22 protein-coding genes and 3 tRNA genes are annotated in these 25,212 nt (G+C 59.4%); 16 read left to right on the plus strand and 9 right to left on the minus strand.

Translation table 11 applies throughout. From position 1 onward, the window contains the following. The first annotated feature begins 97 nt into the window (after positions 1-97). The 4 genes from ACSPX5_RS10350 (at position 98) to ACSPX5_RS10365 (ending at position 4,042) form a co-directional block, all read left to right on the plus strand. Positions 98-1,177, plus strand: coding sequence for an alkene reductase (locus ACSPX5_RS10350; protein WP_439821622.1), 1,080 nt, complete (start codon positions 98-100; stop codon positions 1,175-1,177). A 57-nt stretch (positions 1,178-1,234) separates the two neighbouring features. Next, on the plus strand, positions 1,235-2,023 hold the full coding sequence (locus ACSPX5_RS10355) for an SDR family NAD(P)-dependent oxidoreductase (RefSeq protein WP_169430567.1): 789 nt from the start codon (positions 1,235-1,237) through the stop codon (positions 2,021-2,023). 83 nt (positions 2,024-2,106) lie between these two features. Continuing rightward, positions 2,107-2,976, plus strand: coding sequence for an alpha/beta fold hydrolase (locus ACSPX5_RS10360; protein ID WP_439821623.1), 870 nt, complete (start codon positions 2,107-2,109; stop codon positions 2,974-2,976). A 67-nt stretch (positions 2,977-3,043) separates the two neighbouring features. Then, positions 3,044-4,042: an NADP-dependent oxidoreductase gene (locus tag ACSPX5_RS10365; RefSeq protein ID WP_439822026.1), complete on the plus strand. Its 999-nt coding sequence runs from the start codon at positions 3,044-3,046 to the stop codon at positions 4,040-4,042. 193 nt (positions 4,043-4,235) lie between these two features. Here the strand turns inward: ACSPX5_RS10365 and ACSPX5_RS10370 are convergent, their stop codons facing one another. After that, positions 4,236-5,375 carry an MFS transporter gene (locus tag ACSPX5_RS10370; protein ID WP_439821624.1) on the minus strand — a complete coding sequence of 380 codons (1,140 nt, stop codon included), beginning with the start codon at positions 5,373-5,375 and terminating at the stop codon, positions 4,236-4,238. A 229-nt stretch (positions 5,376-5,604) separates the two neighbouring features. Between ACSPX5_RS10370 and ACSPX5_RS10375 the strand changes: the two genes are divergently transcribed. The 4 genes from ACSPX5_RS10375 to ACSPX5_RS10390 all read left to right on the plus strand — a co-directional run bounded on the left by ACSPX5_RS10375 (position 5,605) and on the right by ACSPX5_RS10390 (position 10,703). Continuing rightward, positions 5,605-6,537, plus strand: a complete 933-nt coding sequence (locus ACSPX5_RS10375; RefSeq protein ID WP_439821625.1) for an AraC family transcriptional regulator N-terminal domain-containing protein — start codon at positions 5,605-5,607, stop codon at positions 6,535-6,537. An 88-nt stretch (positions 6,538-6,625) separates the two neighbouring features. Beyond that, a complete protein-coding gene (locus tag ACSPX5_RS10380) occupies positions 6,626-7,081 on the plus strand; it encodes a (2Fe-2S)-binding protein (protein WP_439821626.1) in 456 nt (151 codons plus the stop codon). Next, entirely contained in the window at positions 7,081-9,333 is a 2,253-nt protein-coding gene (locus ACSPX5_RS10385) for a molybdopterin cofactor-binding domain-containing protein (protein WP_439821627.1), read from the plus strand. Before ACSPX5_RS10380 ends, ACSPX5_RS10385 begins: the two co-directional genes overlap by 1 nt. A gap of 17 nt (positions 9,334-9,350) precedes the next feature. Continuing rightward, positions 9,351-10,703 carry a c-type cytochrome gene (locus ACSPX5_RS10390; RefSeq protein ID WP_439821628.1) on the plus strand — a complete coding sequence of 451 codons (1,353 nt, stop codon included), beginning with the start codon at positions 9,351-9,353 and terminating at the stop codon, positions 10,701-10,703. Positions 10,704-10,863: 160 nt separating this feature from the next. On the opposite strand, the gene ACSPX5_RS10395 is transcribed toward ACSPX5_RS10390, so the two are convergent. From ACSPX5_RS10395 to ACSPX5_RS10425, 7 genes are all read right to left on the minus strand, one after another. Beyond that, positions 10,864-10,950: transfer RNA gene (locus tag ACSPX5_RS10395), tRNA-Leu, on the minus strand. A gap of 195 nt (positions 10,951-11,145) precedes the next feature. Next, a tRNA-Cys gene (locus ACSPX5_RS10400) sits at positions 11,146-11,219 on the minus strand. A 47-nt stretch (positions 11,220-11,266) separates the two neighbouring features. Continuing rightward, a tRNA-Gly gene (locus tag ACSPX5_RS10405) sits at positions 11,267-11,342 on the minus strand. Between the two features lie 60 nt (positions 11,343-11,402). After that, on the minus strand, positions 11,403-11,963 hold the full coding sequence (gene pgsA / locus ACSPX5_RS10410) for a CDP-diacylglycerol--glycerol-3-phosphate 3-phosphatidyltransferase (protein WP_439821629.1): 561 nt from the start codon (positions 11,961-11,963) through the stop codon (positions 11,403-11,405). Positions 11,964-11,995: 32 nt separating this feature from the next. Further along, positions 11,996-13,819: an excinuclease ABC subunit UvrC gene (gene uvrC / locus ACSPX5_RS10415; protein ID WP_207865818.1), complete on the minus strand. Its 1,824-nt coding sequence runs from the start codon at positions 13,817-13,819 to the stop codon at positions 11,996-11,998. 2 nt (positions 13,820-13,821) lie between these two features. After that, positions 13,822-14,463 carry a response regulator transcription factor GacA gene (gene gacA, locus ACSPX5_RS10420; RefSeq protein WP_024012761.1) on the minus strand — a complete coding sequence of 214 codons (642 nt, stop codon included), beginning with the start codon at positions 14,461-14,463 and terminating at the stop codon, positions 13,822-13,824. 127 nt (positions 14,464-14,590) lie between these two features. Further along, positions 14,591-15,055 (minus strand): GNAT family N-acetyltransferase, encoded by a 465-nt coding sequence (locus ACSPX5_RS10425; protein ID WP_439821630.1) that lies wholly within the window; start codon positions 15,053-15,055, stop codon positions 14,591-14,593. A gap of 188 nt (positions 15,056-15,243) precedes the next feature. Here ACSPX5_RS10425 and ACSPX5_RS10430 point away from each other — a divergent pair, with 188 nt between their 5' ends. Both ACSPX5_RS10430 and ACSPX5_RS10435 read left to right on the plus strand, forming a co-directional pair. After that, positions 15,244-15,372: a hypothetical protein gene (locus ACSPX5_RS10430; RefSeq protein WP_279382168.1), complete on the plus strand. Its 129-nt coding sequence runs from the start codon at positions 15,244-15,246 to the stop codon at positions 15,370-15,372. A gap of 335 nt (positions 15,373-15,707) precedes the next feature. Next, positions 15,708-16,784, plus strand: coding sequence for a 3-deoxy-7-phosphoheptulonate synthase (locus ACSPX5_RS10435; protein WP_439821631.1), 1,077 nt, complete (start codon positions 15,708-15,710; stop codon positions 16,782-16,784). Between the two features lie 47 nt (positions 16,785-16,831). Here ACSPX5_RS10435 and ACSPX5_RS10440 read toward each other — a convergent pair whose 3' ends face one another. Then, positions 16,832-17,941: a hypothetical protein gene (locus ACSPX5_RS10440; protein ID WP_439821632.1), complete on the minus strand. Its 1,110-nt coding sequence runs from the start codon at positions 17,939-17,941 to the stop codon at positions 16,832-16,834. A gap of 337 nt (positions 17,942-18,278) precedes the next feature. Here ACSPX5_RS10440 and ACSPX5_RS10445 point away from each other — a divergent pair, with 337 nt between their 5' ends. The 6 genes from ACSPX5_RS10445 (at position 18,279) to ACSPX5_RS10470 (ending at position 25,198) form a co-directional block, all read left to right on the plus strand. Further along, positions 18,279-19,148 carry an esterase/lipase family protein gene (locus ACSPX5_RS10445; RefSeq protein ID WP_169430577.1) on the plus strand — a complete coding sequence of 290 codons (870 nt, stop codon included), beginning with the start codon at positions 18,279-18,281 and terminating at the stop codon, positions 19,146-19,148. Between the two features lie 94 nt (positions 19,149-19,242). Further along, positions 19,243-19,524: a peptidylprolyl isomerase gene (locus ACSPX5_RS10450; RefSeq protein WP_041478733.1), complete on the plus strand. Its 282-nt coding sequence runs from the start codon at positions 19,243-19,245 to the stop codon at positions 19,522-19,524. A 134-nt stretch (positions 19,525-19,658) separates the two neighbouring features. Then, positions 19,659-21,527: an extracellular solute-binding protein gene (locus tag ACSPX5_RS10455; RefSeq protein ID WP_439821633.1), complete on the plus strand. Its 1,869-nt coding sequence runs from the start codon at positions 19,659-19,661 to the stop codon at positions 21,525-21,527. Then, on the plus strand, positions 21,527-22,588 hold the full coding sequence (locus ACSPX5_RS10460; protein WP_265814325.1) for a microcin C ABC transporter permease YejB: 1,062 nt from the start codon (positions 21,527-21,529) through the stop codon (positions 22,586-22,588). The genes ACSPX5_RS10455 and ACSPX5_RS10460 overlap by 1 nt, the downstream gene beginning before the upstream one ends. Continuing rightward, positions 22,588-23,610, plus strand: a complete 1,023-nt coding sequence (locus ACSPX5_RS10465) for an ABC transporter permease (protein WP_102622254.1) — start codon at positions 22,588-22,590, stop codon at positions 23,608-23,610. The genes ACSPX5_RS10460 and ACSPX5_RS10465 overlap by 1 nt, the downstream gene beginning before the upstream one ends. Before the next feature lie 13 nt (positions 23,611-23,623). Next, positions 23,624-25,198, plus strand: coding sequence for an ABC transporter ATP-binding protein (locus ACSPX5_RS10470; protein ID WP_439821634.1), 1,575 nt, complete (start codon positions 23,624-23,626; stop codon positions 25,196-25,198). The last annotated feature ends 14 nt before the right edge of the window (positions 25,199-25,212 follow it).

Consider the following 25,212-nt stretch of genomic DNA (forward strand, 5'->3'; position numbering starts at 1 on the left):
GTCGACCATAATCAAAACCGTTGACAGTTTAGATTTCGATCATCATCCTAATTTCACACCCACCGATCTCCATCCACGGGCACGGAAGATTCATCAGATGACCAAACAGACTCTGTTCACCCCTTACCTAGGCAGTCTCGCCCTGTCGAACCGCGTCGTTCTTGCACCGCTGACACGCAACCGCGCGGGCCAGGGCTTTGTCCCGAGCGAATTCGCGGCGACCTATTACAGCCAGCGCGCCAGCGCCGGTTTGCTGATCAGCGAAGCTACTCAGATTTCCCGACAGGGTCAGGGTTATCAGGACACCCCCGGGATCTACACCCAGGCACAGATTGACGGTTGGCGCACAGTCACTGATGCCGTCCACGCCAAGGGCGGAAAAATCTTCCTGCAGCTGTGGCATGTCGGCCGCGTTTCACACGTTGACCTGCAAGAAAACGGCGCCGCACCGGTGGCCCCTTCTGCGCTGCGTGCCGCGACCAAAGTGTTCGTCAACAACCGCTTTGAAGACGTCTCCGAACCCCGCGCCCTGGAAACCAGCGAACTGCCGGGGATCGTCTCCGATTTCCGCCAGGCTGCGGCCAACGCGATCGATGCCGGGTTCGATGGCGTGGAGATTCACGGTGCAAACGGCTACTTGCTGGATCAATTCCTCAAGGACAACGCCAATCTGCGCACCGACGCTTACGGCGGCTCGATTGAAAATCGTGCGCGTCTGTTGCTCGAAGTGACGGCGGCTGTCATCAACGAGATCGGCGCGGATCGCACTGGCGTGCGCCTGTCTCCCGTGTCGCCGGCCAATGGCGTGTCTAGCAGCGATCCGCAGGCGCAATTCAATTACGTCGTCGAGCAACTCGACGCCCTCGGTGTGGTTTATCTGCACATGGTCGAAGGCGCGACCGGCGGCCCGCGCGACGTGGCCCCTTTCGATTTCGGTGCCCTGCGCCAGCGCTTCAAAAACACCTATATCGCCAACAACGGCTATGACCTGGACCTGGCGAACGCGCGGCTCGCCGAAGACCAGGCCGACCTGATCGCCTTCGGTCGCCCGTTCATTGGCAACCCGGATCTGGTGGAGCGCCTCAAGCAGGGCGCGCCGCTGTCCGCGTTCAATCCCGCCACCCTCTATGGCGGCGGCGCGGCGGGCTACATCGACTACCCGACGCTGGCTGAATAAAGCGTCAGCGCAAGCTGAGCGCGTTCTGTTTCTCACCTCCTGAAAGAGAGATACCCCATGAGCACTCGCCCTACTGTTCTCATCACCGGCGCCTCCACCGGCATTGGCGCCGTCTACGCCGAACGCTTCGCGCAACGTGGCCACGATCTGGTACTGGTCGCCCGCGACAAGGCTCGCCTGGACACACTGGCAGCGCGTTTGCGCAGCGAGCACGACGTCGCCGTCGATGTCATCCCCGCAGACCTGACCCAACTCGGCGATCTCAACACCGTTGAAAGCCGCCTGCGCGATGACGCCCGCATCGGCGTTCTCGTCAACAACGCCGGCGCTGCGCTGTCCGGCCACTTCGTCGACCAAAGCACCGACAGCGTTGCGCAACTGGTCGCCCTCAACACCACAGCGCTGGTGCGGCTCGCCAGCGCCATCGCCCCACGCCTGGCCAAGGCCGGCGACGGCGCAATCATCAACATCGGTTCGGTGGTGGGTCTGGCGCCGGAGTTCGGCATGACGGTCTACGGTGCGACCAAGGCCTTCGTGCTATTCCTTTCCCAAGGCCTGAGCCTGGAGCTTTCGCCTCAGGGCGTCTACGTGCAAGCCGTGTTGCCCGCCGCCACCCGCACGGAAATCTGGGATCGCTCCGGCGTCGACATCAATACCCTGAGCGAAATCATGGAAGTGGGAGATCTGGTGGATGCCGCACTGGTCGGCTTCGATCGTCGCGAACCTGTGACCATCCCGCCGCTGCACGAAGCTGAGCGCTGGGATGACCTGCAGGGCGCACGCCAGGGCCTGCTGGGGCAAATCCGCCAGTCTGCGGTCGCCCAACGCTACCAGACGCCACAGTGATTTTTTTGCTAGCGAGCATTCGCGGCAGATTCGATGCAGGCACACGGCATTGCATCGAATCCTGCCCGCTGGCCGGAGTGACAATGAGTTCAATGCAGACAAATTCCCGCTCGGGTTTGCCGACGCCATTTATTGACACGGCGAACCAGTCGATCACGGTCAACGGCATTCCCTTCGCCTACCGCGATACCGGGCCCGCAACCGGCGTGCCCCTTGTATTGTTCAACCATTGGGGTGCCGTGCTGGACAACTTCGACCCCGCGATCATCGATGGCCTGGCGCAAACCAGACGCGTCATCACCACCGACTATCGTGGCATCGGCAACTCGGGTGGAACCGCGCCACTGACGGTGAGCGAAATGGCCGACGATGCCATCCAGCTGATCAGGGCGCTGGGGCTGAAAACCGTGGATGTGCTCGGTTTCTCCCTCGGAGGTTTCGTCGCTCAGGATATTGCACTCAAGGCGCCTGACTTGGTACGCCGGTTGATTCTGACCGGTACTGGACCGGCGGGCGGCACCGGCATCGACAAGGTCGGCACAGTGTCATGGCCATTGATCCTCAAAGGCTTGCTGACCCTGCGCGATCCCAAGTTCTACCTTTTCTTCACCTCGTCGGCCAATGGGCGACGGTCTGCCTCGCAGTATTTAAGACGCCTAAAGGCACGCAAAAAAAATCGCGACAAGGGCCCGACGCCCCGCGCCTTCCTGCGGCAATTGAGAGCCATCACCGCGTGGGGCAGACAACAGCGGCAAGCGCTTGGGCACTTACGCACGCCGACGCTAATCGTCAACGGCGACAACGACCTCATGGTGCCCAGCGTTAACTCGTTTGAGCTGGCCAGGCTTATCCCCAACGCACAGTTGGTGATTTATGAGGATGCCGGGCACGGCGGGATTTTCCAGCATCACGCCGACTTTGTGGCCAAGGCGCAGGCGTTTCTCGATGCTTGATCACGTCACGCAGCAACACCGCAACCCACCGACTACCCTCCGTACAACCAGCAAGAGCCGCACCACGATGAAAGCATTTCTGATTGATGGCTATGGCAAGAATCCCGGACGCATTGGCGAAGCGCCCGCCCCCGCCGTCGGTGCCCACGACGTCTTGATCGAGGTCCATGCGAGCAGTGTCAACGTGCTGGATTCGAAGATCCGCAAAGGCGACTTCAAGCTGATTCTGCCCTACGCCTTTCCGTTGATATTGGGTAATGACCTGGCGGGGGTTGTGGTTGAAGTCGGCCCGCAGGTGACACGCTTCAAACCGGGAGACGAGGTATACGCTCGCCCGCCCGAAGCGCGGATCGGGACCTTCGCCCAATTGATCGCCGTGAACGAAAACGCGGTCGCCCTGAAACCCGCCAATACCGACATGGCACAAGCCGCATCCCTGCCCTTGGTTGCACTGACCGCCTGGCAAGTACTGGTTGAAACCGCCCGGCTGCAAAAGGGCCAGAAAGTGCTGATTCACGCAGGTTCTGGCGGCGTCGGCACCATTGCGGTTCAGCTTGCCAAACACCTCGGTGCGTTTGTCGCCACAACTACCAGCACCGCCAATGTCGAATGGGTCAAGGCGCTGGGGGCCGATCTAGTCATCGACTATAAACAGCAGAACTTCGAAAATGTACTGCGTGACTACGACGTGGTGCTGAACAGCCTTGGCGCCGACGTGTTGGAGAAATCACTCGTGGTCCTGAAACCCGGTGGTCAACTCATTTCCATCTCGGGCCCACCCACTGTGCAGTTCGCGAGGGAGCAAGGATTGTCCTGGCCATTGCAGCAAGTCATGCGCCTGTTGAGCCTTGGCATTCGTCGCAAAGCGCGCAAGCAGGATGTCAGCTACGCGTTCGTGTTCATGCGGGCCAATGGCGCTCAACTGCAACACATCACCGCGCTCGTTGAGGACGGAATCATCAAACCTGTGGTTGATCGTTCCTTCCCCTTTGAATCAACAGCTGAAGCATTGAAGTACGTTGAGCAGGGACGCGCCAAGGGCAAGGTGGTTGTTTTGCTCAAATGACCACGTCGCCTACTCATGAGTCGACCGTAGACACTGCACCGCTTTTACTGCTTGAGCGCTCATCAGCCGAGGTGATTTCGCCAGAGAAGCAGCAAGTGCCTCAACCGCATGATGCGCAGGCTCAACCGCCCGTTATCGTTTGGCGCAGTTTGATGCTTGAGCCATAAGGCGAAACCGGTTGCAGGTGATCTCGTCAGGCTGTCGCGTTCGATTCGGTTAGATGAACTTCCGTGGCATTGCGCCCGGCCAGCCAGGCCAGCACAGACGCGGCGACCAGGACAGCGGCGCTAAGCTCGAAGGTGGCTTTGTAGCCGCTCAAATCAAAGGCCAGACCGCCAATGATTGCGCCGCCGGCGATCGCCAGTTGGACGATGGCCACCAGCAAGCCGCCTCCGGCTTCCGCATCATCCGGGAGCGTCTGCGCCAGCCACGTCCACCAGCCAACCGGCGCGGCCGTGGCGACCAGCCCCCAGATTCCGAGCAACACGGCGGTCAGCGTGCGGTAGAGGCCGCGCCCCATAAACCGCTCGATCAAAAAGGTGCCGATAAAACCGGCCAGCCCCAGCCCCAGCAGCATGAACGACAAGGTTGAGACACTGACGCCAGTCACGCCCTCAAGAAAGGGCCGCAGGTACGTGAACAGCATGAACTGGCCCATGAAAAATACGCTGACGGCGACCATGCCCAAAGCAACTGGCAACTGCTTCATCAGCCGCAGGACATTGCCGCTACTTACCTGGCGTTCGGCCTTGAAGGACGGCAGGCTGATCAGCAGCCACACGGCTGCCAACGCTGCGACCGGCACCACACAGAAGAATGCGCCGCGCCAGCCGATCAACGAGCCCAGAAAGCTCCCCGCCGGAGCGGCGATGACCGTCGCCAGAGCGTTACCACCATTGACGATGGCCAACGCACGGGAAACCTGATCAGGTTGCACCAAACGCATGGCGGTCGCCGCCGACAGTGACCAGAAACCACCAATCGCAATCCCGATCAAGGCACGTCCAAACATGAATGACGCGTAGCCCGGGGCGAACGCGACGACCGTACCGGAGACGATCATCAGCAAGGTCAGGCCTAACAACAATTTCTTCCGTTCGATGCGAGCGGCGACCGAGGCAATCAACAGACTGGTGATCAATGCAAAGGCACCGGACACGGAAATCCCCTGCCCTGCCTGACCTTCGGTGATGTGCAGGTCAGCCGCGATGGGCGTCAGCAGGCTGACGGGCATGAACTCTGAAGCGACCAGGGCGAACGCGGCCAACGACATCGCCAGCACGGCGCTCCAGCCGCCTGCTCTTTTAGAAGGATCTGTAGAAGCAAACGTCATGAGAAAGACCTGTAGAGCGGAATACGTATGGATGTGATGCGCAGGGGTCAGCGGTTCTTCGCCTATGCGGGCACTGCCCCTGTAACAGATAGACACATTCTCCCGGTCAATCCGGCCCTTCCCTAGCGCATTACTCTTGAATGCTTGCCTGATCCTCTGGCGATGCAGGCTGACGGATAGGAAACGTCTCGCGCGCGGATTAGAGTTCGGACAACAGGAGTGACCCGACATGAACCAGCCCTCTCTGCCCCAGGAATCGCCTTTGGCCTTGCACATCGACCCGCGCCTGAGCACGCCGGGTGACTTCGCCACGGCCATACCCGGACTGACGCTGTTTCGTCGCGACCAGCCGGCGCCCCCCGTTGTGTGCATGATCGAGCCCAGCCTGATTCTCGTGGGTCGCGGCGAAAAGCGCTTGTGGGTCGGTGGTGAGGGCTACAGCTATGACCCATCGCGGTTTCTGGTCACGTCGCTGGACCTGCCCGCCAACTCCGAAGTGATGCTCGCCAGTCCCGAACAGCCCTGTGTCGGCCTTGTGCTGAAACTGGATGTCAGCATGCTTGCCGAGGTCATTACCAAGAGCGGCTTACCCGCGAAACGCCAGCCATCAACGGGTACGGGCGCTGCGATTGGCAGCCTGTCACCTGCTCTGGAGGACGCGCTCGATCGCTTGCTGGCATTGCTTGATGAACCCGAGGCGATCCCGGTCCTGGCACCGCTGATTCTGCGAGAAATTCACTATCGACTGCTCCACACCGACCAAGGCCCGCGGCTGCGGCAGATCACTGCCGTCGACGGTCAGGGTTATCGCATCGCCAAGGCGATCGACTGGCTCAAGGTCAACTACACCGATGCCCTGCGCATCGATGATTTGGCCGCGCGGGTACAGATGAGCGCGCCGACCTTTCACCATCATTTCCGCCAGCTCACCGGCATGAGTCCGCTGCAGTACCAGAAATGGCTTCGGCTCAACGAAGCCCGGCGGCTGATGCTGATCGAGCGCCTCGATGTGTCGCGGGCAGCGTTTGCGGTCGGCTATGAAAGCCCTTCGCAGTTCAGCCGCGAATACGGCCGCCTGTTCGGCACCGCGCCGAGTCGTGACATGGCCCTTTTGCGCGGGCAGCCCTTCGAGGCAGAAGCGCTCGGCACAGTCGCGAATTGAACGAACAACCAGCGTCACCGGTGATGCGCCTCGCCGCATGTCACCGCTCATAACAATGCACGTCAACCGATGATCAAGCGGGTGAACCATGGAACTACGAATCAACCAGAAGACCTATCAGGTCGATGCCGACGCCGATACGCCCTTGCTGTGGGTGATCCGCGATGATCTGGGCTTGACCGGAACCAAGTACGGCTGCGGACTGGCGCAATGCGGCGCCTGCTCGGTGCTGGTGGACGGCAATGTGGTGCGTTCCTGCGTCACGCCGGTGGCCGGTGTGGTTGGCCGCGAGGTCACCACCATTGAAGCCATCGAAACCGATGACGTGGGCAAACGAGTCGTCTCGACCTGGGTCGATCTGCAGGTCGCCCAGTGCGGCTACTGCCAGTCCGGGCAGGTGATGGCTGCCACCGCGCTGCTCAAGCAGAATCCCAAACCCAGTGATGCGCAGATCGAGGCGGCGATGGTCAATCTGTGCCGCTGCGGTACTTACAACGCCATTCATACCGCCGTGCATGAGCTTGCCGGCAAGGGGGACGCGTGATGAACGTTCGTATCGACCCTTCACAACACGCTTCAGTACTGGATCTGCATGAACCGATCAATGTGTCGCGCAGACGTTTTCTGACCGGTACCGCCGTCGGCGCACTGGTCCTCGGCTTCGGCCTGCCGCTGGGTGTGACACGCGTACAGGCGGCTGCAGCAACCGCAACTGCCGAGCGTGGCACACAGGTCCCGGCGTTTCTCGAGATCCACCCGGACAACCGCGTGCGTCTGCTCTGCCCATTCATGGAAGGCGGACAAGGCACGTTCACTGCGATGGCGCAGATTGTCGGTGAAGAACTGGATGCCGACCCGGCGACCTTTCTGGTCGAAGCCGCGCCACCCGGCGAAGCCTACGTGGTGATGGAAAACGGCATGCGCATCACCGGCGGCAGTATGTCGGTGCGCATGAGTTACCCGGTCATGCGCCGCCTCGGTGCCCTTGCCCGCGCCATGCTGTTGCAGGCGGGCGCGCAGCAACTCAGCGTGCCGGTAAGTGAATTGACCACCGAGCCTGGCAAAGTCGTGCACGCCAAGTCCGGGCGCTCGTTGGCCTACGGTGAACTGGCCGAGCGTGCGATGGATCTGCCGGTTCCTGATCCGGCCTCTGTGAAACTGCGTGATCCGAGTCAGTTCCGCTGGATCGGCAAACCGGTGAAACGCCTCGATGCCTACGACAAGTCCACGGGCAAGGCGCTGTACAGCATCGATCTGAAAGTCGACGACATGCTGCATGCCGCCGTTCAACATGCCCCGCGCCTGGGCATGACGGTGGGCAATCTGCGCAACGAAGAGCAGGTCAAGGCAATGAAAGGCGTGCATTCCGTGCATCGTCTGCCGGGCGCAGTGGCGGTGGTCGCCGAGCGCTGGTGGCACGCCAAACGTGCCGTCGAGGCGATTCAGGTCGACTGGCAAGAGCCGACGGCCGACAGCCAAGTGCGGCCGATGCCCGCCGACTTTTCCAGCGATGCGTGGTTCAAGCGCCTCGCTGAAGATAAAAGCCCCGCCAAAGATGATGAACATGAAGGCGATGTGGCTTCGATTCTCAAGGAGACCAAGACCCGGATCGACGCCACTTACCACAACCAATACCTGAACCACGGACAACTGGAGCCGCCTTCAGCACTGGCCCGATTCAATCCGGATGGTTCGCTGGAGGTCTGGCTGCCGAATCAGGCGCCGGATATGTTCCGCGCCGACATCGCCAAGCGCACCGGGCTCGATCCGTCACGCATCACCTTGCATTCGCCGCTGCTGGGCGGGTTCTTCGGTCGGCATTTCCTCTACGACTCGGCCAGTCCCTACCCTCAGGCAATCGCCCTGTCCAAAGCAGTAGGCCGCCCGGTCAAGCTGATCTGGAGTCGCGAGGAAGAGTTTCTGCGTGACGTGCTCCGTCCCGTTGCGGCGGTGAATTTCCGTGCCGCGCTGGACAGCGACGGCTGGCCGCTGGCAATCGAAGCGATCAGTGCCACCGAAGGCCCGACCGAAGCCCTCGCCGGCAAGCAAGGTGAAAAGCTCGACCCGACTGCGCTTGAAGGCTTGTCGGGCAAGTCCTACGCGATCCCCAATAAGCGCATCGCGCAAATCTACGTCAAAGGCCCGGCCATGCTCGGTTACTGGCGCTCGGTGGGTAATTCCCTCAACGACTTCTTCTATGAATCGTTCCTCGATGAACTGGCCGACAAGGGCGGCAAAGACCCGTTCGGGCTGCGCCTGCATTTGCTGCGTGACAACAAACGGCTGACCACGTTGTTGCAAGCAGTGGGTGAATTGTCGGGCGGCTGGAAGCGTGGCCCGTTTACCGCCGAAGACGGCAGCCGACGGGCCAGAGGCGTGGCCATGGCTTCGCCGTTCGGTACGGAGACTGCGGTGATCGCCGAGGTCTCCATCGAAAACGGCCAGGTCAAGGTGCATGACATCTGGCAGGCGATTGACCCCGGCAGCATCGTCAATCCGGCGATTGTCGAGGCTCAGGTGAATGGTGCCGTGGCGTTGGGACTGTCGCAAACCCTGGTGGAAGAAGCCGTGTGGATTGATGGCAAGCCTAGGGCGCGCAACTACGACTTGTATCCGATCCTGCCGCCTGCGCGGATGGCACGGGTTCATGTGCGTGTGGTCGAGAGCGGGGAAAAAATGGGTGGCATCGGTGAACCGCCGTTGCCTGCCGTCGCGCCTGCCGTCGCCAATGCGGTGGCAACGCTGACCGGGCAGCGGGTACGCAGCCTGCCCCTGAGCCGACACACCTTCACCTGATCATCGCCGGAGCCTTTATGAACAGCAGCCGATTCGCAAGAACCGCTGGCTGGTTGGCCGTGCCATGTCTGGTCGCGGCAGGCCTGCTGGCCTGGTATGTCACCCGCGAGCCCGTCTCGCGCCTTGAAAACCATCAGATCGCCGTGGCCGATATCGACCCGGCACTGGTCTCGCGTGGCGAATACGTCGCCAGACTCAGCGATTGCGTAGCCTGTCACAGCGTGCCGGGTGGCGCGCCGTTCGCCGGTGGCCTGGAAATGGCCACACCGCTGGGCGCGATCCATGCGACCAATATCACCCCGGACATGGACACCGGCATCGGTTACTACAGCCTGGCGGACTTCGACCGTGCCGTGCGCCACGGCGTAGCTCCCGACAGCCGCCGGTTATACCCGGCGATGCCCTACCCGTCCTACGCCAAGCTCAGTGACGATGACGTGCGTGCGTTGTATGCGTTCTTCATGAAAGGCGTGGCGCCGGTCAAACAGGCGAACATCCCGAGTGCGATTCCGTTCCCGTTGAACCTGCGCTGGCCGATTGCACTGTGGAACGGTGTGTTTGTCGATGCCGAGCCCTACGTAGCCAAACCGTCGCAGGATGAACAGTGGAACCGTGGCGCTTACCTCGTTCAGGGCGCCGGACACTGCGGCAGTTGTCATACACCGCGCAGCCTGGCGTTCAACGAAAAAGCACTGGATGAGTCCGGCAAGCCCTACCTTGCCGGCGCCTTGCTCGATGGCTGGTACGCGCCGAGCCTGCGTGATGATCACAACACCGGCCTGGGCCGTTGGAGCGAGTCGGAAATCGTGCAGTTCCTCAAGACCGGACGCAACCAACATGCGGTGGTCTACGGTTCGATGACCGAGGCGTTCAACAACTCCACGCAGTTCATGAGCGATAACGATCTGACCGCGATTGCCCACTACCTGAAGTCGCTTCCCGGCGATCGTGAACGGGATGGCGCACCCTGGCAGTACCAAGCGGTTTCGGCAGCGCAACGTCTGGACTCGCCCGGTGCTCATACCTACGTGACACGCTGTGCGTCTTGCCACGGTCTGGACGGCAAGGGTCAATCGCAATGGATGCCGCCGCTGGCCGGCGCGACTTCTGCACTGGCCAAGGAAAGCGCCTCGGCGATCAACATTACCCTCAATGGCGCGCAACGTGTGGTGGCGGCCGGCGTGCCGGATGCCTATCGCATGCCGGCCTTCCGTGAGCAGCTGTCGGATCAGCAGATCGCCGAAGTACTGACCTTCATGCGCAGCACCTGGGGTAATCAGAGCAGTGCTGTCGACGCACAGACGGTTGGCAAACTGCGGAAACACACCGACCCGGCCAGCAGCAGCCCGATCATTCTGCAGATGCGTTAGAGGAGAACCCGATGGAGAGCATCGACTTGCTGGTCCTGCGCACAGCGCGGGATACCCCACAAAGTGACTGACGATCACGAATTGCGGAAAAGATTTTTTGATTGCGGTAGAAAGAACTAAGGGCTTGCATGAGGTATGTCATGCAAGCCCTTGATATTCATGGTGCCCGAAGCCGGAATCGAACCGGCACGCCCTTACGAGCGGGGGATTTTAAGTCCCATGCGTCTACCAGTTTCGCCATTCGGGCGGTAGCGCGGTGTTACATTGCTCTGATGCCGGTTAGCAATCCTGACAGATCGTTGTCCCGTTCAGCAGAGGGGGAAATATATACATCAGTCCCCTGTGAAGCAAGTTTGCAAAGGCTGTTTTAAAGACTAAATCTTTCAGCGTAATAAAAATAAAAAAGCTCCGTAAATCATGGATCTACGGAGCTTGTTTATAGTGGAGGCCGAGGTCGGAATCGAACCGGCGTAGGCGGATTTGCAATCCGCTGCATAACCATTTTGCTACTCGGCCTCAAAACATTTGTAGTCAGTAGCGCAACAACAAACGTTGTACAAACTTGGAGCGGGAAACGAGACTCGAACTCGCGACCCCGACCTTGGCAAGGTCGTGCTCTACCAACTGAGCTATTCCCGCTTGGTGTGGCGCATTCTATAGAAATCAGAAGCGCCGTCAACCCTTTGATTCAAAAAAGTTTTATTTCTTTTCAACATCGGTCTTCAGATGCGGCCAGGCAGCCCGGAGGTATTGAACCATCGACCACAGGGTCAGGCCTGCCGAGACCATCAGCAACGCATAACCGAGAAAAACCCAGAAGCTGAAAACCTTGGGATTGGCCAGGAGAATCACCAGCGCAAGCATTTGCGCAGCGGTTTTCCACTTACCCAGGTTCGATACGGCAACATGAGCCCGCGCACCGAGTTCGGCCATCCACTCACGCAATGCAGAAACCACGATCTCGCGACCGATGATCACGGCTGCTGGCAGTGTGAGCCAGAGATTACCGTGTTCTTGCACCAGCAACACCAGTGCAACGGCAACCATCAGTTTGTCAGCGACAGGATCCAGGAACGCGCCAAACGGGGTGCTTTGCTCCAGGCGCCGCGCCAGGTAACCGTCCAGCCAGTCTGTGGCTGCCGCGAAGGCAAATACCGAACTTGAGGCCAGATAACTCCACTGGTAAGGCAGATAGAACAGCAAAATGAAAATCGGGATGAGCAGGACACGGAGAACGGTAATCAGATTAGGGATATTCATCGGCACAACTGGCTACGAGGTGAATGGGCATTCTACTCACTATGCAGGTTTGCATAAATCGACTCTGCTAGCTTTTTGCTGATCCCCGGCGCTTTGGCGATCTCTTCGATGCTTGCACGAGACAGCTCCTGCAATCCACCAAAATGTTTCAACAAATCCCTGCGACGGGTCGGGCCTACCCCCGCCACGCCTTCCAGCGTTGACGTACGCCGGGTTTTACCGCGACGGGCACGGTGTCCGGTAATCGCAAATCGGTGAGCTTCGTCACGGATCTGCTGGATCAGGTGCAACGCCGGCGAGTCGCCGCGCAGGGTGAATTCGTGCGCCGCATCATTCAGATACAAAGTCTCGAACCCCGCCTTGCGCGTCGCGCCTTTCGCAACCCCCAGCAGAATCAGATCCGGCACTGCCAGTTCATTGAGCACATCCCGGGCCATCGACAACTGGCCCTTGCCACCATCCACCAACAGAATGTCCGGCAACTTGCCCTCCCCGTCCTTCAACTTGCTGAAGCGCCGGGTCAGCGCCTGATGCATGGCGGCATAATCGTCACCCGCCGTCACACCTTCAATGTTGTAGCGGCGGTAATCCGACTTGATAGCGCCTTCCGGTCCGAATACTACACAGGACGCCACCGTCGCCTCGCCACTGGAGTGGCTGATGTCGTAACACTCCAGGCGCTGTGGCGGCTCATCCAGGTTCAGCACTTCGGCCAACGCCTCGAAACGCGCCGCGACATGCTGACGATTGGCCAGCCTTGCCCCCAGCGCCTGTTCGGCGTTGGTCACGGCCAGTTGCTGCCAGCGCGCCCTGGTTCCGCGAACCCGATGGCTGATGCTCAACTCGCGCCCCCGCAGTTCATGGATCGCGTCAATCAATGCAGGGAAATCATCATGAACCACGTTGACGATCAGTTCGCTCGGCAAGTCGCGCTCAGGGCTACTGATGAAATACTGGCCGAGAAATGCAGCCATGACTTCGGCGACATCCTCTTCGATACCGACTTGCGGGAAGAAATTCTTGCTCCCCAGAACCCGTCCACCTCGCACACTGATCAAATGCACACAGGCACCGCCCGGGTTGACGAATGCGGCGATTACATCGATATCGCCAGTACCACCTTCCATACTTTGCTGATCCTGGACCCGACGCAGTAATGCGATCTGGTCGCGCAGTTCGGCGGCGCGTTCAAACTCAAGATTGATCGCAGCCTCCTCCATCGCACCGGACAGCTCGTTGGTCAACGCATGGCTGCGCCCCTCAAGGAACATCACCGAGTGGCGAACGTCTTCGGCATAGACCTCAGGTTCGACCAGTCCGACACAAGGAGCCTTGCATCGCTTGATCTGGTACTGCAGGCACGGACGGGTCCGGTTCTTGTAATAGCTGTCTTCACACTGACGCACGAAAAACGTCTTTTGCAGAAGACTCAGGCTTTCACGAATGGCCCCGGCACTCGGGTAAGGGCCGAAGTACTTGCCCTTGGCCTTCTTGGCGCCGCGGTGAATGCTCAGTCGCGGGAACTGCCCGTCAGACAGAAAAACGTACGGATAGGACTTATCGTCGCGCAGCAGAATGTTGTAAGGAGGTCGCCATTCCTTGATCAGTGTCTGTTCAAGCAGCAGAGCCTCGGTTTCGTTGGCCGTAATCGTCGTTTCGACCTGGGCGATTCGCCCCACCAGAGCAGCTGTTTTAGGCGCCAGCCCGGTCTTTCGAAAGTAACTGGCCAGACGTTTCTTGAGATTCTTGGCCTTGCCGACGTACAACAGACGCGCATCACTGTCGAACATGCGGTAAACGCCGGGGCGCCCGCTAACCGTCGACAGAAACGCGCCGGAATCAAATGTTTCAGTCATGGTCAGGCGCTGGCATCGACCATGCCGTGGCGTACCGCAAGCAGCGTCAGCTCGACATCGCTACTGATCGAAAGCTTCTCGAAAATACGATAACGGTAAGTGTTGACGGTCTTTGGCGACAGGCACAATTTGTCGGAAATGATCTGCACCTTCTGACAGCCGACAATCATCAGGGCAATCTGGATTTCCCGCTCCGACAAGGCGTCGAACGGAGAATCATTGGTTGGCTGAAAGGATTTGATCGCCAGTTGCTGGGCAATCTGCGGGCTGATGTAACGCTGACCGGCGAACACCAGGCGAATGGCTTGCACCATTTCCGGCAGTCCGGCGCCCTTGGTCAGGTAACCCGCAGCCCCGGCCTGCAACAAACGCGTAGGAAAAGGATCTTCCTCACACACGGTGACCGCAACCACCTTGATGTCCGGATGGCTGCGCAGCAATTTGCGCGTGGCTTCCAGGCCGCCGATGCCAGGCATCTTGACGTCCATCAGCACCACATCGGGTTTCAACTCACGGGCCTTGATAAGGGATTCCTCCCCGGACTCGGCCTGACCAACCACTTGCAGGCCATCGATATCGGCCAGCATACGTGTAATGCCTGTACGAACGAGATCATGGTCATCGACCACTAGCACCCTAATCAAGCAGACACCTCGCGATATGGTCTTATTGGGATGCCGGACACCTTAGCAAAAAGTACCCGGCAGACCTAGCGGCAAGCGACATATAAAAAGTTTCAATTCATCATTCAAGGCTTGCCGGACGTGCGTTTCAGAGCACACGTGTACTTAAATCGAGCTGCATTCGCAGGAAACAGTCGTCACCGCCCTGCTCAACCAATCCCTTTCTGCGATACAGGTTTTGCGCCGGGTTGTTCTTGAACACCGTGAGGCGCACTGCCGGACGACGCTCCCGGCACGCCATTGCCACAACCTGATCGATCGCCCAGGAACCTGCCCCTCGCCTTTGAAACGCCTCACAGACCTGCAGCTCACGAATATACAAGGCTCGCGCATCACGACTCAGGCTGAAATAGCCTGCAGGAGTAGTACCGCACACGATCAACCAGTTTTCGCGACCGGCCCAGGCTATATCGAATGCATCGTCCTGCCATAGCAAATCGTAGTTCATGTAGTAGCGGAGCATGTTCCGGCAAGTGATTTCTCGCGCAAATGACAGGTCATCGGTCGTTGACTGCCGCAAATGAAAACCTGTCTGCTCGTCCCCTTCACTCATGAACTGACTTCTCCCGCGATGTCGGCGTCAACGCGACTCTGCCCTGAATCGCTGAAAAAGAGACAGAGTGTGTCACACATGACCGAAGGCTCAAGCCATAGAAACGCTCTTTGAACTTCGATAGCATTTTCTGATTGCTGACGCGCCCCGGGCTCTAGTAAGCTCGGCGCATTCATCGGAGACACATCATGTTCAACGCCATCGTACAGCTGCCTGACACCCGCGCCCTGCGCTCGGTTGCTGCTGCCCGCGTGAACGGCGCCTGTGCTCCTGCCAGCTTTTATTTTGGGTATTGGTTTAGCCACTGGCGCGCCTGATACCCAACCGGCGCCCATACAAACGGGTCGCCTACCAGAGAAATCTCAACCCCCGGTCGGCCTCCCGACCGGGGGTTTTGTTTTTTCAGACCCCGAATTTTCAGCGACACACCAGACAAATTGAGGAATTGCCACATGAACTACGCCACTTATTACCGCTACGACACCTTTACCGCCTGGCGATTTAGCAGCCTCCGCTCGGGACAGCCTGCCGCCTCCGATCGGTCACCCACAGGTGGCAAGCCAACAAAAGTAGCCAATCCGGCCAACTGTCGAACACCCCAATAGGGCCGAGTCGGCGGGAAAGCCCCGCGACCAGCCCAGGAAAATCGAATATGAACTCGTCCGCTTCTGCTCTGCCACTGTCCACCCTGAACCCAGCCAACGAAGCATTGACTCTGCGCCTGCCCAGTTCGCTGCAACTCAAACAGCAATTGCCCCTGGCCAGCGCCTTGAGCCAGCAGGTCGCCAGTCACCGCCAGGCGATCCGCGCCATTCTCAACGGCGAAGACCCTCGCTTGCTGGTCGTCGTCGGCCCTTGCTCGATTCACGACCCGCAATCCGCCCTCGAATACGCAAGCAAGCTCGCCCGACTGGCCGATGACGTCCGTCACGAGATGCTGCTGGTGATGCGCGCTTACGTCGAAAAACCCCGTACCACCGTCGGCTGGAAAGGCCTGGCTTACGATCCGCATCTCGATGGCAGTGATGACATGGCCGCCGGCCTGACACTGTCACGCGAGCTGATGCTGGAAATGATCCGCCTCGGCTTGCCTGTTGCCACCGAACTGCTGCAGCCCATGGCTGCCGGTTACTTCGATGACCTGCTCAGCTGGGTGGCCATCGGTGCGCGAACCACCGAGTCACAGATCCATCGAGAGATGGCCAGCGGGCTGGGCATGCCGGTTGGTTTCAAGAATGGCACCGATGGCGGCGTAGCCATCGCGGTCGACGCCATGCGCTCGGCCGCACATCCTCATCGTCATTTCGGAGTGGACAGCCAGGGACATCCCGCAATCATCGCGACCTCAGGCAATCCAGACACGCATCTGGTCTTGCGCGGCGGCCATCAAGGACCGAATTACGACTCCGCCAGTGTTGCCCGAATCCATACGGAACTGAGCCGCTTGAAGATTCCGGGCCGGATCATGGTCGACTGCAGTCATGCCAACAGTGGCAAAGACCCACTGCGACAGCCGGACGTTTTCAATGATGTGCTGAAGCAGCGCCTCCAGGGAGACCGCTCACTGGTCGGCATGATGATCGAGTCACATTTGTTCGAAGGGTGCCAACCGCTGAGTGAGTCGTTGCGCTACGGTGTCTCGGTAACGGATGGCTGCCTGGGTTTCTCTGCCACGGAACGTCTGCTGCTCAACGCTGCAGAGCGTCTTCGGAAACCGTCCCGGGCCTGAAAATGAAACCGGCCTTCCGGAGCGTGAATGCCCGGAAGGCCGCTGGATCAACCCTGCACGCGCAACAGTGTCGTATCGGATACTTGACTGACATCATCCAGTCGCTCGACCGAAAAGGACACTCGAACAACCGTACCGACATGTTCGCGCCAGAAGCGATAGGGAACGATAAAGACCAGAGGCTCGATCTCCATTGCCCTGGTTATTTCCCGATCATCGTGATGGAAGAAATACTCGCCATCGCATTTGAGATAAACCAGCTCACCGACCTCCACCTGCGCATTGCTGATCACGACGCTGACGCCATCAATGGTATCGCGTACGTCCAGCGTCCCTTCCCGTGCTTCAAGCACTTGTGGTGCGGACAGCTCTTCGCGCACCAACGGAGCAATGATGATGTTCATGGAGCCCGATTCGCGCAACGCGCCGGTCTTTTGTTCGATGACATATCGAACAAGCACTTTGCTTCCAGAATGCGGGATGATGAATCGAGGATCGATACCAAACACCAGCGGTGCTCCAACAGCAAAATGTTCGACGATCAAGCTGTCCCGGAATGAGGCATGCTCTGCAGCGCCTTGCCAGAGCAATGCCACTCGATCACCGGCCGACATCCCGGCATATGGCTGGAGAGTGATTGTGGTGCCTTCGTTTACACGTGCCGGATCAAGATGCCCGCCAACGGCCTCGTCAACCGTGGGCGGCAGCAAACTGTATAGAACGTCTCCCACATTCAGTTGAGTCCTGACTGAGCTGACGGGTAACCCCCACTTTACGCTGTTCAATGTCCAGAACACCTCCAGTGAACCACCGTCCAGTGCGGCGATGTGAGGGCTCCTGATGACAAAAACAGTATCCCTCCCCAACTGAGCCTCGCTGATCGATCGCACAAACTCACGTCGATACGCAAGCCCCTCGATATCAAGACCGTGCCAACTCAGTGTCACTCTGTCACCGCATGCCATATCGGGATAGGGCGCAATCCGGATGACAACCCTGCTCAATGAAGGATCCAGAACATCTCCTTCCACCGATTCAAGGTTGAGTGCGGGTAACGAACCCGGCCGCTCCTGCAAGCAGTCGTGTAACGGTGAGTCGATCATCGTTATAACTTCAATATCGCTCTTAGCGGGTTCCTGTGCGTTCTGCATATTCATTCGTAGCTCCATTCCATGGAAATCCCCTGCAGCTTGCTTGCTGCGTCGAAGAACCTCTATTCAACCCGCCCTACAAGAAAAAAGATGTCGTCCATCCATCCCGCGTAGCGGTAGCAACCGCATCACAGCAGGTAGGCAATAGCAGGAAAAAATCATTGGGTGAGGCAAAAGATGTCCAGATATTCCGATCCGGATTTCAAATTTCAGGGACATTTCCTGCGCACGCTGATCCAGTTTCCGACTTCGGTTGAGGATGGGTCATACATCGAGAGCTCAACGACTGCTTTAAAGTGGTGCCTTGCAAATATCGATGAACTTCTGCGATCAAGGATGAAAAATGCGACAAAATACCACCACTCTTTACCCCATCCTCCTGGTGCACGGTTTGTTCGGATTCGAGCGCATCGGCCCTTTTGAGCTCTTCCACGACGTAAAAAAGGCTCTGCAGACCATTGGCGTACAGGTCTTCGTGCCGCACTTGTCAGCCATTCACGACAATGAGGTACGAGGCAGACAACTGCTTTGCCAGATCGACTCCGTGCTCAAAGGCACAGGTGCGGCCAAAGTCAACCTGATTGGCCATAGCCAGGGTGCACTGGCTGTTCGCTACGCAGCAGCGCTTGCCCCACACAAGGTCGCATCCGTGACGTCGGTCAGCGGGCCGAATCACGGTTCGGAACTGGCGGATTTCCTGCGCAAGGCACTGATACCCGGAAAGCTGCCGGAAGCCGTGGCACAAAATGTGGCCACCGTGTTTTCCGACTTCCTGTGCTTGCTCAGCGGGACCACGGCGCTGCCGCAACATGCATTGGCCGCATTGAGTGCCCTGACGACCGAAGGTGTCGGCGACTTCAATGACAAGTACCCGCAAGGCCTGCCGCAGAGTTGGGGCGGACAAGGCGCCGAACAGGTCAATGATGTGCGCTACTACTCCTGGAGTGGTGTCGTACCGACAATAAACCTGCACAAACCCGATCCAGTGCAGGACATCTGCCGGGCCCTGTCGCAGTACTTCATGACCGAGCCTTTGCAGAACGACGGCTTCGTCGGCCGCAACAGCTCTCATCTGGGCACCGTGATCCGATCCGACTATCCATTTGATCACTTGCGCAGCCTGGGTCGAACCGCAGGCGAGCAAGCCGGAGCAATCGATTCGATCCAGTTGTATGTCGAGCACGCCTTGCGTCTGCAGGCAGCTAACCTCTGAGAACGCATCCGACAACCAATCGGAACTTTGCCGAGAAATCGGCCACTGAATCCGGTAGGCTCCACCCTTTACTGATTTGATTGGAGATTTTCCCATGGCTAAAGCCACTGCCCGCCACATCCTGGTTTCCAGCGAAGACAAGTGCAACGAACTCAAGGCCCAGATCGAGGCCGGTGCAGATTTCGCAGAAGTTGCCAAGGCCAACTCCACTTGCCCATCCAGCCGCCAGGGCGGCGACCTGGGCTCCTTCGGCCCGGGCCAGATGGTCAAGGAGTTCGATACCGTGGTGTTCAGCGCACCGATCAACGTCGTTCAAGGCCCGGTCAAGACTCAATTCGGTTATCACCTGCTGGAAGTTACCAGCCGTCAGGACTGACCCCTCACCGTCCTGCTGTGCAACGGCCCGCCTGATGGCGGGCCGTTGTGTTTTGGTTACACCTCGCGGCTGGCGATCAGCACTGCGCTCGCGTACAAATTGCGCTTATCGTTCACCCGGCTTTAAGGCTGACAATGCGACTGGCTTTCTCCACCTTGATGTTCACCGCCGTGGCTCTGCTGATGGGCGCCACCGGGGTGAACGCTGCACCGCAACATGCACTGACCGTGTATGGCGAGCCGGCGAAGTACCCGGCGAATTTCAGCCATTTCGACTACACCAATCCCCACGCGCCAAAGGGCGGTACGATGCGCCGTTCGGCGATCGAGATCGGTCACTTCGACCATCTCCTGCCGTACATCGACAAAGGCATCGGCGTCACCCAGATCGACGGCCTGCTGTACTCCCCGCTGGCCCAGCGTTCAATGGACGAGCCCTACACCGTTTACGGACTGGTGGCGGAGAAAATGGAACGCTCCGAGGACGGTCTGTCCCTGCGCTTTTTCATCAACCCCAAGGCACGCTTCGCCGACGGCAAGCCGATTACTGCCGAAGACGTGCGCTACACCTACGAATTGCTGATGACCCAGGGCAGCCTGCGTTATCGCACTCAGTTCGCCGACGTCAAAGGCGTCGCAATAGAAGCGCCCCTGACCGTGCGTTTCGATTTCAAGAGCAACGAAAATCGCACCCTGCCACTGGACATCGCCACGTTGCCGGTCTTTCCCGAGCACTGGTGGAAGACCCGGGATTTCGCCGGAGGTGGCGGCTATGAACCACCGCTCGGCAGCGGTCCGTATCGGGTCGGCAAGGTCGACTCCGGGCGCAGCATCACCTTTGAACGCAATCCCGACTGGTGGGGCAAGGACCTGCCGGTCAGCCGTGGTCTGTACAACTTCGATCACTTCAGCATCGAGTACTTCGGCGACACAGATGTCGCCCGCCAGGTCCTGCGCGGCGGTGCCTACGACTACAACCGTGAGTTCTCCGCCACTGGCTACTCCATCGGCTACGACAGCCCGGCCCTGAGCGACGGTCGTCTGCAGAAGGCTCATCTGGCCACCGAAGCGCCGCAGTCGGCCCAGGGCTTCGTGTTCAACCTGCAAAAGCCGATGTTCCAGGACCGCCGCGTACGCCAGGCCCTGGCCATGCTCTGGGATTTCGAATGGAGCAACCGGCAGATGATGCGCAACATGTACATCCGCCAGCAGAGTTATTTTTCCAACAGCGCCCTCGCGGCCAGTGAACTGCCGGACGCCGCCGAACTGAAGATCCTTGAACCGCTGCGCGGGCAAATCCCGGACGAGGTATTCACGAAGGTCTTCGAGGCGCCGAAAACCGACGGCAGCGGCCTGATCCGTGACAAGCAGCTGCAGGCACTGGAGTTGTTGGAACAGGCGGGCTGGAAACCCGACGGCGACCAATTGGTCAATGCTCAGGGCGAGCCATTGAGTTTCACCTTCCTGGTCAGCCAGAACGGCATGGACCGATTGCTGCTGCCCTACAAACGCACCTTGAAACAGATCGGCATCAATCTCGACATCCGCCGCATCGATTCCTCGCAATACGTCAATCGGCTGATGAGCCGCGACTACGACATGATCGTCACCGGTTACCCGGTCACCACGTCTCCCGGCGGTGAGTTGCTCAATTACTTCGGGTCCGCTTCGGCCAACGATCCCGGCGCCAACAATTACATGGTGCTGAAGAACCCGGCGGTCGATACCTTGATCAACGGCCTGATCCGTGCCTCGACCCAGGCGGACATGCTGCACTACGCCCACGCACTGGATCGCGTGCTGCAATGGAACTACTACTGGATTCCCAATTATTACCCGCCGGGCACCTCGACCGTGTGGTGGAACCGCTTCGGCATCCCGACCGTGCAGGCGAGCAATGACGAAGCGATCGAGAGCTGGTGGGAAATGAGCAGCACGCCGCTGACCAACCAGCAGATGACGGCCGAGAAAATCAGCCGTGGCAGACCCGGAGGGCCGCACTGATGTGGGCTTACATACTGCGACGCCTGCTGCTGATCATCCCGACGCTGGTGATCATCCTGCTGGTGAACTTCGTGATCATCCAGGCCGCACCGGGTGGTCCGGTGGAACAGGCCATCGCCCACTTGCAAGGCATTGGCGGTGCCAGTGTCGGCGGCGGCGCGAGCGAGACCATGAGCGGCACTTCCCGCGCCAGCCGCGGCCTCGATCCGCAACTGATCAAGGACATCGAAAAACAGTACGGCTTCGACAAGCCCGCCCATGAACGCCTGTGGCTGATGCTCAAGAATTACGCGCAGCTGGATTTCGGCAAGAGTTTCTTCCGCGGTGCCACGGTCACCGACCTGATCCTGCAAAAGATGCCGGTGACCATTTCCCTCGGGCTGTGGGCGACGCTGATCACCTATCTGGTGTCGATCCCGCTGGGCATTCGTAAAGCGGTGCACCACGGCAGTCATTTCGATATCTGGAGCAGTACGGCGATCATCATCGGTTACGCGATGCCGGCGTTTCTATTCGCGATGTTCCTGATTGTGGTGTTTGCCGGCGGCACGTCGCTGAACTGGTTTCCCGTGCGCGGACTCGTCTCGGACAACTTCGAATCACTGTCGACGCTGGGCAAGATTGCCGACTATTTCTGGCACCTTGTTTTACCAGTGACCGCATTGGTGATCGGTGGCTTCGCGACCCTGACCATCCTCACCAAGAACTCGTTCCTCAATGAAATCACCCGTCAGTACGTGGTCACCGCTCGCGCCAAAGGCCTGAGCGAACGTCGGGTGCTGTACGGTCATGTGTTCCGAAACGCAATGCTGCTGGTGGTATCGGGTATTCCCCAGGCGTTCATCAGCGTGTTCTTCGCCGGTTCGTTGCTGATCGAAGTGATTTTCTCCCTCGACGGCCTCGGGCGAATGAGCTACGAAGCAGCGGTCTCGCGCGACTACCCGGTCGTGTTCGGCTCGCTGTTCATCTTCACCCTGTTCGGCCTCCTGATAAAACTGATCGGCGACCTGTGCTACACGCTGGTCGACCCACGCATCGACTTCGCCGCGAGGAACGCCTGATGTTCAAGCTCTCGCCTCTGGGCCGTCGCCGCTTCGAACGTTTCAAGAAAAACCGTCGGGGCTGGTGGTCGCTGTGGCTGTTCATTGGTCTGTTCGTGATCAGCCTCGGTGGCGAACTGATCGCCAACGACAAACCCTTGGTCGTCAGCTATCAGGGTCAATGGTATTTCCCGGTGTTCAAGCGCCACACTGAACAGGAGTTCGGCGGCCAACTGCCCTTCCAGGCCGATTACCGCAGCGACTATGTCCAGAACCTGATCCGCAAGGACGGTGGCTGGCTGCTGTTTCCGCCGATCCCGTTCAGTGACGACACACCGAATTACGACCTCAACAAACCGGCGCCAAGCCCACCGACTTCGGTCAATTGGCTGGGCACCGACGATCAGGCGCGGGACGTGCTGGCACGGGTGATTTTCGGTGCGCGGGTGTCGATCCTGTTCGCCCTGATGCTGACCTTTGTCAGCGCCCTGATCGGCATCGCGGCCGGCGCCCTGCAAGGCTATTACGGCGGCTGGATCGACTTGCTCGGTCAGCGTCTGCTCGAAGTCTGGTCGGGACTGCCGGTGCTGTATCTGTTGATCATTCTTTCGGGGTTTGTCGAACCGAACTTCTGGTGGCTGCTGGGGATCATGGCGCTGTTTTCCTGGCTCGCGCTGGTGGACGTGGTACGGGCCGAGTTCCTGCGCGGGCGCAACCTCGAATACGTCAAGGCTGCGCGGGCATTGGGCCTGACCGACCGCAAGGTGATCTTCCGGCACATCCTGCCCAATGCGATGAATGCCACATTGAGTTACCTGCCGTTCATTCTGACCGGGGCGATTTCCACCCTGACGGCGCTGGATTTCCTGGGTTTCGGCATGCCTGCCGGCAGCGCATCGCTGGGCGAGTTGATCGGCCAGGGCAAACAGAACCTGCAAGCACCATGGCTGGGATTGACCGCGTTTTTCACCCTCGCGCTGATTCTGTCCTTGCTGGTATTCATCGGCGAAGCGTTGCGCGATGCCTTTGACCCGCGCTCATGAACGGATACTTGACATGACTGACAACCTGATCGAAATCCGTGACCTCAGCGTCGCCTTCAATGGCCAGACCGTGGTGCGCAATCTGTGTCTCGACATCCGCCCCGGTGAGTGTCTGGCACTGGTCGGCGAGTCAGGGTCGGGTAAATCGGTGACAGCCCACTCGATCCTGCAACTGCTCCCCGACAGCGAAGCCGCCACCACCGGCAGTATTCGCTATCGCGGCCAGGAGCTGGTGGGAGCTGATCCCAAGACCTTGCGCGACTTGCGGGGCAACCGCATCGCCATGATCTTCCAGGAGCCGATGACTTCACTCAATCCGCTGCACACCATCGAAAAGCAGATCGGCGAAACCCTCCTGCTGCACCGAGGTCTCGGCGGCAAAGAGGCCCGGAAACGCATTCTCGAACTGCTCGAACTGGTGGGTATCCAGAAGCCGAAAGAACGGTTGAAGGCCTACCCTCATCAATTGTCCGGCGGCCAGCGACAGCGGATCATGATCGCCATGGCCCTGGCCTGCGAACCGGAACTGTTGATCGCCGACGAGCCGACCACGGCCCTCGACGTCACCGTGCAGCGCAAGATCCTGGTGCTGCTCAAATCCCTGCAACAACGCCTTGGCATGTCGCTGCTGCTCATCAGCCACGACCTCAATCTGGTGCGCAGCATCGCCCAGCGGGTGTGCGTGATGAAGGCCGGGGAAATCGTCGAGCAGGCGCCATGCGAAACTTTGTTCACCGAGCCTAAACACCCGTACAGCTGCGTGTTGCTCAACGCTGAGCCCGAAGGCGAAGCCTTGCCCCGGGACGAGCGTGAAAATGTGCTGGAAGTTGAAGATCTGCGGGTCGACTTCGCGGTCGGCGGCGGTCTGTTCCAACGCAAGCAATTGCTGCGCGCCGTGGATGGCATCAGCTTGAATATCCAGCGAGGCAAGACTCTGGGCATCGTCGGCGAATCCGGCTCGGGCAAGTCGACACTGGGCCAGGCCATCCTGCGCCTGCTCGATTCCGAAGGCAGCATCCGCTTTCAGGGCCAGTCTCTCGATGGCCTCAATCAAAAACAATTGCGCCCGTGGCGTCGACAGATGCAGGTCGTCTTTCAGGATCCATTCGGCAGCCTCAGCCCGCGCATGTCCGTGGCGCAGATCATCAGCGAAGGGCTGGAGGTGCATTGCCAGTCAACGGCTGAGGAGTGCGATGACCAGGTGATCCGTGTGCTCAGGGAAGTCGGCCTCGACCCCGAAAGCCGTCATCGCTACCCCCACGAGTTTTCCGGCGGCCAGCGTCAGCGCATTGCGATTGCCCGGGCGCTGGTACTCAAACCGGCGCTGATCCTGCTCGACGAGCCGACCTCGGCACTGGATCGCACCGTGCAGAAACAGGTCGTCGCCCTGCTCCGCCAGCTTCAGGAAAAACACGGCCTGACCTACCTGTTCATCAGCCACGACCTGGCAGTGGTGCGGGCGCTGGCCCACGACATGATCGTGATCAAGGACGGCAAAGTGGTCGAACGCGGCGCCAGCCATGAGGTGTTCGACTCGCCGCAGCATCCCTATACCAAAGAGCTGTTGGCGGCGGCGCATCCAGGATAGGCATAATCGCGCCA

The sequence above is a fragment of the Pseudomonas sp. HLG18 genome (genome assembly GCF_051903985.1).
Taxonomy (GTDB): Bacteria; Pseudomonadota; Gammaproteobacteria; order Pseudomonadales; family Pseudomonadaceae; genus Aquipseudomonas; species Aquipseudomonas fluorescens_BT.

Excerpts from the sequence above, each read along its gene's own strand:
- ACSPX5_RS10455 (WP_439821633.1), top strand. The coding sequence starts at position 19,659 with ATGCGACTGGCTTTCTCCACCTTGATGTTCACCGCCGTGGCTCTGCTG.
- ACSPX5_RS10365 (WP_439822026.1), top strand. The coding sequence starts at position 3,044 with ATGAAAGCATTTCTGATTGATGGCTATGGCAAGAATCCCGGACGCATT.
- ACSPX5_RS10465 (WP_102622254.1), top strand. The coding sequence starts at position 22,588 with ATGTTCAAGCTCTCGCCTCTGGGCCGTCGCCGCTTCGAACGTTTCAAG.
- uvrC (WP_207865818.1), bottom strand. The coding sequence starts at position 13,819 with ATGACTGAAACATTTGATTCCGGCGCGTTTCTGTCGACGGTTAGCGGG.
- ACSPX5_RS10460 (WP_265814325.1), top strand. The coding sequence starts at position 21,527 with ATGTGGGCTTACATACTGCGACGCCTGCTGCTGATCATCCCGACGCTG.
- ACSPX5_RS10375 (WP_439821625.1), top strand. The coding sequence starts at position 5,605 with ATGAACCAGCCCTCTCTGCCCCAGGAATCGCCTTTGGCCTTGCACATC.
- ACSPX5_RS10445 (WP_169430577.1), top strand. The coding sequence starts at position 18,279 with ATGCGACAAAATACCACCACTCTTTACCCCATCCTCCTGGTGCACGGT.
- ACSPX5_RS10355 (WP_169430567.1), top strand. The coding sequence starts at position 1,235 with ATGAGCACTCGCCCTACTGTTCTCATCACCGGCGCCTCCACCGGCATT.
- ACSPX5_RS10435 (WP_439821631.1), top strand. The coding sequence starts at position 15,708 with ATGAACTCGTCCGCTTCTGCTCTGCCACTGTCCACCCTGAACCCAGCC.
- ACSPX5_RS10380 (WP_439821626.1), top strand. The coding sequence starts at position 6,626 with ATGGAACTACGAATCAACCAGAAGACCTATCAGGTCGATGCCGACGCC.
- ACSPX5_RS10450 (WP_041478733.1), top strand. The coding sequence starts at position 19,243 with ATGGCTAAAGCCACTGCCCGCCACATCCTGGTTTCCAGCGAAGACAAG.
- ACSPX5_RS10370 (WP_439821624.1), bottom strand. The coding sequence starts at position 5,375 with ATGACGTTTGCTTCTACAGATCCTTCTAAAAGAGCAGGCGGCTGGAGC.
- ACSPX5_RS10390 (WP_439821628.1), top strand. The coding sequence starts at position 9,351 with ATGAACAGCAGCCGATTCGCAAGAACCGCTGGCTGGTTGGCCGTGCCA.
- ACSPX5_RS10430 (WP_279382168.1), top strand. The coding sequence starts at position 15,244 with ATGTTCAACGCCATCGTACAGCTGCCTGACACCCGCGCCCTGCGCTCG.
- ACSPX5_RS10470 (WP_439821634.1), top strand. The coding sequence starts at position 23,624 with ATGACTGACAACCTGATCGAAATCCGTGACCTCAGCGTCGCCTTCAAT.
- pgsA (WP_439821629.1), bottom strand. The coding sequence starts at position 11,963 with ATGAATATCCCTAATCTGATTACCGTTCTCCGTGTCCTGCTCATCCCG.
- ACSPX5_RS10440 (WP_439821632.1), bottom strand. The coding sequence starts at position 17,941 with ATGAATATGCAGAACGCACAGGAACCCGCTAAGAGCGATATTGAAGTT.
- ACSPX5_RS10360 (WP_439821623.1), top strand. The coding sequence starts at position 2,107 with ATGAGTTCAATGCAGACAAATTCCCGCTCGGGTTTGCCGACGCCATTT.
- ACSPX5_RS10425 (WP_439821630.1), bottom strand. The coding sequence starts at position 15,055 with ATGAGTGAAGGGGACGAGCAGACAGGTTTTCATTTGCGGCAGTCAACG.
- ACSPX5_RS10350 (WP_439821622.1), top strand. The coding sequence starts at position 98 with ATGACCAAACAGACTCTGTTCACCCCTTACCTAGGCAGTCTCGCCCTG.
- ACSPX5_RS10385 (WP_439821627.1), top strand. The coding sequence starts at position 7,081 with ATGAACGTTCGTATCGACCCTTCACAACACGCTTCAGTACTGGATCTG.